Origin of the sequence: Mycetohabitans sp. B3, assembly GCF_021498065.1 — a bacterium.
In the GTDB taxonomy this organism is placed as follows: domain Bacteria; phylum Pseudomonadota; class Gammaproteobacteria; order Burkholderiales; family Burkholderiaceae; genus Mycetohabitans.
On sequence record NZ_JAHLKN010000025.1, the window covers coordinates 1 to 8974 of the forward strand.

At 59.5% G+C, this 8974-nt stretch carries 8 protein-coding genes and 4 pseudogenes; 4 read left to right on the top strand and 8 right to left on the bottom strand.

Going from position 1 to position 8974, the window contains the following annotated elements:
• Positions 1–693, top strand: a pseudogene (locus tag KQH55_RS06880) (hypothetical protein); the annotation flags it as partial.
• 250 nt (positions 694–943) lie between these two features.
• Here the strand turns inward: KQH55_RS06880 and KQH55_RS16830 are convergent.
• The 3 genes and pseudogenes from KQH55_RS16830 to KQH55_RS06900 form a co-directional block, all read right to left on the bottom strand.
• Positions 944–1067: pseudogene (locus KQH55_RS16830) on the bottom strand (IS3 family transposase); the annotation flags it as partial.
• A 142-nt stretch (positions 1068–1209) separates the two neighbouring features.
• A complete protein-coding gene (locus KQH55_RS06895; RefSeq protein WP_235090471.1) occupies positions 1210–1635 on the bottom strand; it encodes a type II toxin-antitoxin system VapC family toxin in 426 nt (141 codons plus the stop codon).
• The gene (locus KQH55_RS06900; RefSeq protein WP_076788320.1) at positions 1632–1886 is read right to left on the bottom strand and encodes a type II toxin-antitoxin system prevent-host-death family antitoxin; all 255 of its coding nucleotides are present in this window, start codon (positions 1884–1886) and stop codon (positions 1632–1634) included. The genes KQH55_RS06895 and KQH55_RS06900 overlap by 4 nt, the downstream gene beginning before the upstream one ends.
• Before the next feature lie 256 nt (positions 1887–2142).
• Here KQH55_RS06900 and KQH55_RS06905 point away from each other — a divergent pair.
• The 3 genes and pseudogenes from KQH55_RS06905 to KQH55_RS06915 form a co-directional block, all read left to right on the top strand.
• Positions 2143–2271, top strand: a pseudogene (locus tag KQH55_RS06905) (IS3 family transposase); the annotation flags it as partial.
• A gap of 336 nt (positions 2272–2607) precedes the next feature.
• On the top strand, positions 2608–2829 hold the full coding sequence (locus KQH55_RS16835; protein WP_076788316.1) for an AbrB/MazE/SpoVT family DNA-binding domain-containing protein: 222 nt from the start codon (positions 2608–2610) through the stop codon (positions 2827–2829).
• Positions 2817–3227, top strand: coding sequence for a type II toxin-antitoxin system VapC family toxin (locus tag KQH55_RS06915; protein WP_235090472.1), 411 nt, complete (start codon positions 2817–2819; stop codon positions 3225–3227). The genes KQH55_RS16835 and KQH55_RS06915 overlap by 13 nt, the downstream gene beginning before the upstream one ends.
• An 11-nt stretch (positions 3228–3238) precedes the next feature.
• Here KQH55_RS06915 and KQH55_RS16840 read toward each other — a convergent pair whose 3' ends face one another.
• The 5 genes and pseudogenes from KQH55_RS16840 to KQH55_RS06935 all read right to left on the bottom strand — a co-directional run.
• Positions 3239–3619 (bottom strand): type II toxin-antitoxin system Phd/YefM family antitoxin, encoded by a 381-nt coding sequence (locus KQH55_RS16840; protein WP_338893406.1) that lies wholly within the window; start codon positions 3617–3619, stop codon positions 3239–3241.
• A gap of 9 nt (positions 3620–3628) precedes the next feature.
• Entirely contained in the window at positions 3629–4690 is a 1062-nt protein-coding gene (locus KQH55_RS06920; protein WP_076788313.1) for an NAD(P)/FAD-dependent oxidoreductase, read from the bottom strand.
• 154 nt (positions 4691–4844) lie between these two features.
• Positions 4845–5612: a slipin family protein gene (locus tag KQH55_RS06925; protein ID WP_076788312.1), complete on the bottom strand. Its 768-nt coding sequence runs from the start codon at positions 5610–5612 to the stop codon at positions 4845–4847.
• Positions 5612–7108 (bottom strand): nodulation protein NfeD, encoded by a 1497-nt coding sequence (locus KQH55_RS06930; protein ID WP_235090473.1) that lies wholly within the window; start codon positions 7106–7108, stop codon positions 5612–5614. Before KQH55_RS06930 ends, KQH55_RS06925 begins: the two co-directional genes overlap by 1 nt.
• Before the next feature lie 255 nt (positions 7109–7363).
• Positions 7364–8749, bottom strand: a pseudogene (locus tag KQH55_RS06935) (IS5 family transposase); the annotation flags it as partial.
• Between the last annotated feature and the right edge of the window lie 225 nt (positions 8750–8974).

Consider the following 8974-nt stretch of genomic DNA (forward strand, 5'->3'; position numbering starts at 1 on the left):
GAGCGTTATCAGGCGCTCGTGGCTCGGCTTGCGTCCTTGAGGATGTCTGAGCAAGCGGAGCTGATCCCGGCATTGTGTCGGCGAATGCTCCACGTTGGTGGAAGCGGCAACGATCGCCTCCTTGGGCTGTATGCGGTGTTACGCGAACACGCGTTGCAACTGCCGCCCTCTCATCAAGGCGCATCAGTTGGCATGTTAGCCAGTGCCATATGGATTTTTCCAAGAGCAGAGCGATTCGCACAGTACACTCAGCTGCGTGATTGGACGCTGTCGTTGCCTGACGAACAGTTGGGCGTCGCACTACGCTATCTTCTAAAGGGGTTGACTACTTTACCGAGCGAGCAGCACGCTCACGAACTCCAGTTACTGGAGCCGGCGCTGCTGCGCGTGCGGCCAGCGCAGCGTGCGCAGGCCGCACTCGGCCTACTAACGTATACCTACGCACTGGACGATGCACTGGCAAAGTGGGTCTGGCAGCAGGGATTGAATTTATTGAATGGCGCGGGTGAAGCTGCCTTATTGGATGGGCTTAACAAACTTCGGCGCGAGCGTTGGCTACCTAATTTAAACGATCATCAATGGGATATAGCGATGGGTGAAATCACCCGTTTTATAGAAGCCAACTCGTTCTCCGAGCCGACCCGGGCGCGAATCCAGGACAGTGTGCCTTGGCTCAGAAGTCGGCTACATTAACCTGCAGCTGAACCAGCATGCTTTGTTTATCCGGAGAATCCTTCGCGAGTCGGACAGGGTGATGCCAGTTCACCGTCTATCTTCAAGTGGTGAAGGACGTATCCGGAATTCTGTGTGTGAGGCGGGTTGAAACTCACAGTCTGATGTTGAAGCGCTCGGGGTAAAGCAGCGCGAACTGCGTCATTGCGCTTTTCCAATCATGTCGGGAACCGGTCCATTTGGCAACGACGTTGCGCAGCGCCAGTCAGACCAGGCTTTCCTCACGCAAGCGCCCGTTGAACGACTCATTCTTCGTGTTATCGGTTGGCGTCAGCACGAGAGAAGTCGATTCTTGACGCCTTTTCATCCGCCCACTTGTCGAGCACCTCGTCGAGCGTGGCGGGCAAAGGCGTCAAACAGTCGCGGGGCAACCCGAGTCGTTTTCATCGTGGCTATGGGGTCTTGGGCGTCTGCGGCGCTGAAGCGGCTACCGGCACGGTTTTTTTAAGGTTTGCGTAAATGTACGCTCGCCTCAGGCTATGCGTCCATCCAGGGGTTAAGGAGATTGACGCCGGTCGCGGCAAAATCCGCCACGTTACGGGTGACAACCGTCATCCCGTGTACTAGTGCTGTGGCCGCAATCAATGCGTCTCGCTCTGATTGCCGGTTGGGTACATGCAATCGGGCGCAGCGTTGCACCACACGAATATCAATCGGTAAAACGCGGTCTGCAAACTCGGGCAGTACGTGATGTTCTATCCATGCTCGTAGTATCCTGCCCTGATCGGCATCGCGCCGCTCGATTTGCAAGATACCCGTTTCCAATTCCATGATGGTGATAGCGGACACAAAAAGCCAAGCCGCATCCACGCTGGCAGTCCATGCCGTGACATTGGCATTAGCCTTGCCGGCCCGAATCTTGCGCAACTCGGACACAACATGGGTATCGAGTACGTACATCAAGTTAGATCAGCCGGCCGCGTTTGAACATGAGCACGTGGCGGATTGAACTCGATGTCTTCCACGCCGGGCATGGCAAGGGTGTCCGCAATATTGCGGCGCTGTTGCGTGAGTTTTTGGTAGGCCTCAAAGCTTAAGAGTACGTGGGCAGGCTTGCCGCGATCGGTAATGAACACAGGCCCTTTGTTGGCTGCCTTCTTGGCCCTGGTCACGTCGTGATTCAGTTCCCGGCTCGATAGGGTGGTGATCGTCATGGTATTTCTCCAAGCCGTTCGTTTAATGTAGATATGTTACTACATATCCGAGTGCTGTGCCGAGAGCCGCAGCCGCCGAGGTGAAGCTAGGCTCGCAGCGGCGCTGATAATCAGGTGCGGGCCGCGCTGATCCCGCTATGGGAGGCTGGTGACCGGATCTGCGGTAAGCGACTGAAGGCGTTCACCCCGACACTGGTCGAGGCGATGACATGGCATGGTCATCTTTCGCTATCAAAGCATGCGCCAGCGACTGACCGAGATCGGCACCAGCCTGCGCTCGCAGGGCGAGATCCTGACTTTGTCGCGACTGGTGCGGCTGTACGGCAAGCCAGCGTCCATCCGGTCTGGTAACGGCGCCGAATTTACCGCTGCCAAGGTCACGCGCTGACTGCCGACACTGCGAGATGTTGCAATCGGCCCGGCCTGCCAGCAGCACGTTGCCGCTGACCACCGGACGCCGCGCGCACGTATTCGTGGCTGCCATGGGCGCTTCGAGTTACACATTCGTATGCGCCCGGCCGAGGTGAATCCAGCCGGTACTGCCCCATGCTGATCCTGCATGGTAGGAACCGTCGTCACTTCCAATACTCGTCCACACACCAGATTGACAAAGCGACAGATAGCCTGGAATCTACTGCTGCGCCAGCTGTATGTGTGGGCTGATTGGCTTGTTCTAGACCACAAATTTCATTACAATTTGAGCTTAAGTAAGGAATGTGCAATGAATGAGTCTACTTTAACCTCCAAAGGGCAAACGACGATGCCTGCGCAGATCAGGGCCGCACTTCATGCTGAACCTGGGACACGGCTTGAGTGGCATCTCGCGCCAGACGGCAGTGTGATCGTTCGGGCCAAGACGAAGTCCATACTCGAACTGGCTGGTGCTTTGCGAATCCCGGCACCTCCCGTTCCGGTTGAAGATATGAAAGCGTGGCGCCGCTAATGGCCGCGTTGGATACTAATGCCCTGGTCCGGTATCTCGTGAAAGACGACTTGGAACAGTTCAACTGTGCATACCAACTCATCACACAGCAGGTCCAGGCAAGGCAGCGTCTTTTCGTGCCGATTACCGTGGTGCTTGAACTGGAATGGGTGCTCAGATCCAGGTACAAATTGGCGAAACAGGTCATTACGGACACCTATACAACGCTGCTGTCGACAACCGAATTGCAGTTCGAGTCTGAGTCGGCGCTCGAGCTTGCTCTTTTTTACTATAAGATGTACACGGCAGACTTTGCCGACTGCTTGCATGTCGCCTTAGCCGCAGAAGCGGGTCACGCACCACTGCATACATTTGACAAACGTGCGGCATGCGTTCCTGAGACCCAATTGATTGGATAATAGGCATTTCACTATGATGCATGACGGCCGAAGACTACATCGCCAAGACGGGGCGTGCATTTGAAGAGGCACAGGTACTGCTGAATGCGGGCAGTTTGAAGGGGCATGCAATCGGGCCTACTACACGATGTTTGATGCCGCCCTTCTACCGCATCGCTGAGTGCCTGCCGCAGTTTGCTTGTGCTCTTGCCAGTACAGGCAGTCTTCCCCCCGTTCGAGCTCCACACAACTTTGCAGTTACTTACTGCTGTGCCATTTTTTAGCAAGCCCTTTACAAAGGTCTTACTGGCCTTAAACTCAGCAATAGATTGGCGCAGTCGATCAGCATTCGTCGGGTTCCCCAGAAGATGCAGCGTTTCCTGCATACTGTTGTAATCATCTAGTGAAATCATGCAGCGGGCTCACTCCGACGCGGCCGGCGTGCCGAGGATCTTCTCCGACAAAGTGAAATCGTAGCTGGAATGGACGTGCACGCGCTTGCGATCAGGATGCGCGTAGCCATATGCTTTGCGCAACGCCAGCGCGGCTTCGTGGAAGCCGGACAGAATCAGCTTCTGCTTGTTCGGATAGATCGCGATGTCACCGACCGCGAATAGGCCCGGGCGCGAGCTTTCGTAGCTGGACGTGTCCACCGCGATGCGTCCCGCGCGAATCTCCATGCCCCACTGCGCGATGGGTCCCAAATCGGCGACCAGCCCATATAGCGCGACGATATGTTCCGCGGGCACGCTCGTTTGCGCGCCGATCTGCGCGATATCCACCGTCTGCAACGCGCCGTGCTCGGTGCGCAATGCCGCGATTGTGCCCGTCACGATATCGAGTTCGCCAGCGTCAGCGGCGCGGCGCAACTGTTCGACGGTCGAGTCCGCTGCACGGAACGCGTTGCGCCGATGTACGAGCGTCACATGCTGGGCGACGTGGCGCAGCGCGAGCGCCCAATCGAGCGCCGAGTCGCCGCCGCCCGCTACGACTACGCGTCGGCCCGCGAAGTCATCGAGGTTGCGCACCGCGTAGTGCACATGGCGGCCTTCCAGCGAGGCCGCTTCGGGCAGCGCTAGCCGTTGCGGCACGAACGCACCATTGCCTGCGCTGATCAGGATCGCCGCGGCATCGAACTCCAGTTGCTGCTCCGTGCGAGCACGCCAGCGGCCGTCTTCGCGTTGCTCCACATGGATTACGCGCTGACCCAGACGGATCGGCACGTTGAACGGGCGACATTGCTCGGCGAGCCGCTCGACCAGTTCGCGTGCGGTGCAGACTGGAATTGCCGGAATATCGAAAATGGGCTTGTCCGGATACAGTTCGGTGCATTGGCCGCCGATCTGTGCAAGCGTGTCGACGACCTCACACGTCAGTCCAATCACGCCGGCCTCGAAGGCGGCGAACAACCCGACTGGCCCGGCACCGATGATCAGTACGTCGGTGCGGATTGGCTCGTGGACGGATTCAATGGTATCAGGCATTTCGCGGTACGCTGCGAGCGCGCGCAGCGTTCATCGGTGTAGTGAAGATGAGTACACCATACCGGAGCGCGGCGCGGGCGGCAACGATAACACCACACCGCGAGGGGCTGACCGGCGCTGCCGCATGCGCTAATACTATCGCACGCCTTATCGGCTAGCTGTCGGATTGGCGCGCGGTGGCGGCCAGTGCGTCGACCAATTCTATCGGAACGGGAAACACAATCGTCGAGGCCTTGTCACCGGCGACGCTGGTCAGCGTCTGCAGGTAGCGCAATTGCATCGCCTGCGGCTGCCGGGCGAGCATCTGCGCCGCCTGCAACAGCTTTTCCGATGCTTGCAACTCGCCTTCCGCGTGAATAACCTTGGCGCGGCGCTCCCGCTCGGCCTCGGCTTGCCGCGCGATGGCGCGCACCATCGACTCGTTCAGGTCAACGTGCTTGATCTCGACGTTCGATACCTTGATACCCCATGTGTCCGTCTGCGCATCGAGCGCCTTCTGGATATCATCGTTGAGCTTCTCGCGCTCGGCCAGTAGCTCGTCAAGTTCGTGCTTGCCAAGCACCGAGCGCAGCGTGGTCTGCGCCAGCTGGCTGGTGGCCTCCAGGTAGCGCGCGACCTGAATCACCGCTTTTTCCGGATCGACGACACGGAAGTACACGACCGCGTTGACCTTGACCGATACGTTATCGTGCGTGATTAGGTCCTGCGACGGCACGTCTAGCACGACGGTGCGCAGATCGATCTTCACGAGCTGCTGAACGCCGGGGATGATTAGCACGAGGCCGGGCCCCTTGACCCGCCAGAAACGGCCCAGCATGAACACTACGCCACGTTCATATTCGCGGAATATCCGGATCGATGCGACGGCAAGAGTCACCACGAATAGCACGATGAAGCCGGCGAAGCCGAAAGTCAAACCCATTACGAATGCTCCCCTGGTTCAGGCGGCGTCGCCGCCGGTACGACGCTTAGCGTCAGGCCATGCCGCCCGGTCACGCGCACGTGCGCGCCACCGGGCAGGGCACGATCGCTTCGCACGCGCCACTGCTCGCCATGAATCTGGGCCCAGCCGATCGACTCGCCCAGGTTCGACGCGCCGTCGCCGGCGGGGCGGGGCGCTAGCTCGCCGAGCATGATGCCGGTGCTGCCGACCAGCGTCTCGGCGCCCGCGGCGATCGGACGCCGGCGCGCGCGCAGCGCAATGCTGGAGATCCCGATGAAGAATGTCGCGCTGAATAACGCGAGCGCAATGATCAACGGCGGCGGGATGCCGAAGCCAGGGACCTCGGTGTCGATCAGCATCAATGCGCCGATGCCGAACGCGACGACCCCGCCAAAGCCGAGCGAGCCGAATGTCGGCACGAATACTTCGGCGATCAGGAATGCGATGCCCAGCAGTATCAGAATCAGTCCGGCGTAGTTGACGGGCAGCATGTGCAGCGCAAACAAGCCTACCAGCAAGCTAATCGCGCCCGCTACCCCTGGCAGCACGAAACCCGGATTGGCGAACTCGAAGAACAACCCGTACATGCCAATCATCATCAGGATCAGCGCGACGTTCGGGTTGGTGATCACGGCCAGTAGACGGGTGCGCCAGTCCGGATCGATCCGCACGATCGGGGCATGGGCGGTCTGCAGCGTGTGCACGCCGTGCGCGGTATCGATCCGTCTGGCGTCGAGTTGCACGAGCAGCGCGTCCAGGTCGCTGGCCACCACGTCGATCACATGATGCGATAGCGCGTCGCTCGCTGACAGGCTGACCGCATCGCGTACCGCACGCTCGGCCCACTCGCCGTTTCGGCCATGCAGCTGAGCCAGACTGCGGATGTAGGCAGCCGCGTCTTGGATCTGCTTGCGTGTCTCGGTCGTGCGTGGGTCGCCCGGCACGTCGATGGATCGCGTGGGCGACGATGTCGGCGCGGCTGCGGTTGTCGCGGCGCTGCTGGCCGCCCCGGCGGCCTGGCTCTTGGCCGTATCTGTCGCGGTGTCGCCGTCCGTACCCGGTGGCGATGACTCGCCGCCGATGCCGAGTTGAATCGGCGTGGCGGCACCGAGGTTGGTGCCAGGCGCCATCGCGGCGATGTGGCTGGCGTACAGGATATAGGTTCCCGCGCTGGCGGCCCGTGCGCCAGCTGGCGCGACGAATGTCGCCACCGGGACCGGCGAGGCGAGCATGGCTTTGATGATCTGGCGCATCGACGGATCCAGCCCGCCGGGCGTGTCCAGCTCAATCACCGCCAACTGCGCATGCATGCTGGCTGCCCGCGCTAGGCTGCGTTCGATGAAATCGGCGCTCGCGGGACCGATCGCACCGCTGACGGGGATCAGCACGACTGGCGCGGGCGCTGGCACGGCACCGGCAGAAAGTGCGGCGAGAAACCACCCGAAACACAACTTGCGGAGCGTGCGCAGCAGCATGACGGAATTCCGAAAATCCCTTTTATTAAGCGTAGGTGAGTTGGCACCGTTTTTCAGCGTCACGATGACCTATTGCGTCAAACTTGGCGGTTGGGCAAAGCTTGGGGCGCCCCGCCAATCCCCATGGTGAGTTGTGCAAATGGCAGAGTACCTAGTCGGCCCTTCAAAATTGGGATGAGAAGTCCCGTGCACGGGAAATGAAACAGGATAGGTAGCGGCGCAGCGCCAAAGCGAGCGCAGCCACCCAAGCACAAAAAAAGCGGGCTGGATGCCCAATCGGGTAATGGCGCGCAGCAGCCAGCGCAGGTTATAGCCTGTCGAGCACAGCACGGCATGTACCGCATCACCGGTGACGCCTTTGAGCCAGTAGCGCCGCATTCCATGATCCTGTTTGACATGCCCGATGATCGGCTCGATGGCTTGACGCCGCTTCAAACGACGCTGTTGTGCCGGGGTTAGCCTGTTGAGTTTTCCGCGATGTATCAACTGTACGGGCGCAACCTGAGCATCCACACCACGAAAGCCCAGATCGGTCAGCACAGTCTTGACACGTGGGGCACCGGCCAGGTCTTGTATCAGGATCGAGATTTGTTCGAGCTGTTCGGCCAAAATGTGGCCGTCGTAGGGGTTGCCAGCGAACGCTCGCGTACCGACAATGAGCCCTTGTTTGTGCGTGATAGGCTGGCTCACCTTGACGCCGAACTCGTACGGTTGGCGGGCCTTACCTTTGCCGATGCATGCAACTTCCGGAGCGTGTAGTGCATACAGTTTGTCTTTGTCCTTGGGACGCTGTCGGCAAATGCGCCAGGCTCGTTGCAGCCACCTGTGCAATGGCGCTTGTCGCTCCTGCGAGATCTCGCCTAGCTTGCGTTCGATCTCGCGCAGCACTCGGCCCAACACGGTACGCTGGCGCTTGAGCACACGGCGCAGACGCTTAAACTGCTTGGCATGCGCGTAGCCACCGGCGCGTCGGCGTAGTCGTTTGCCTTCGCGCTCGTAGGTTTGCTTGAGCGCCAAGCCCGCGTGCTGGGCCAAGCGCACCAGCTTGCTACGCGCCACTTCCAGCAGCCGGCTGTCAGTCGGATAAGCCATCGCTTTCTCTTGGACGGTAGTATCCACAATCACGCTTTCAAATTCGGCTGGCTTGAGCGCCTTCATCTGTGCGGCAGCGGTAAGGGTCGCGGCCAGCAATTCTTCGACGCCGGCTTCGCCCAAGGCTTGCCGAAAACGCACTAAATTGGTCGGATCACACGGCAGGCGTGGTTGGAAGTACTGCTCACCGCAGAAGAACTGAAAGTACACGTCCTGTGCCCAGCGCTCGCACACCGACTCATCACTTTCGTTGTAGGCATGCTTCAGATAGAGCAGCCCCACCATCAATCGCATTGACAGTCGAGGACGCCCGGCTACGCTCACACCGGCGCCAGCGAGCTTCGGCGCCATCCCGAACAGATCGGGCACGGTGCTGCTTAGAGCTTCGCGCGTGCGCCGCTCAAACAGCGGGGCGAGCGTCGCTTCAATCGTGCGCCATGGCATACGCGTGCCTAGCACCGCAAGCGGGTGCCGCAGATCAATCATCGCATCCAGACGGCTACGAAAAAAATCCGGTGTCCCACAAGAACTTGTCTGGCTCGTGCTCATCGGCAGTGTTTAAAACTCCCAGAAATTGCCCCTATTGGATTATCTTTCTGGGAGTGACGCAACCCCTCGATCGACTTCTGCGCCTTACCACAACAGCATCTCAAACTTTTTGCAGGGCGGACTTCTATGAGCAGAAACTTGTCAAGAGTTTTGTGCAAGGAAAAAGTCCATAAGCAGATACCTCGACTTTTAGCCAAGCGATATCAACGCTCGTTAGGGTGGGGT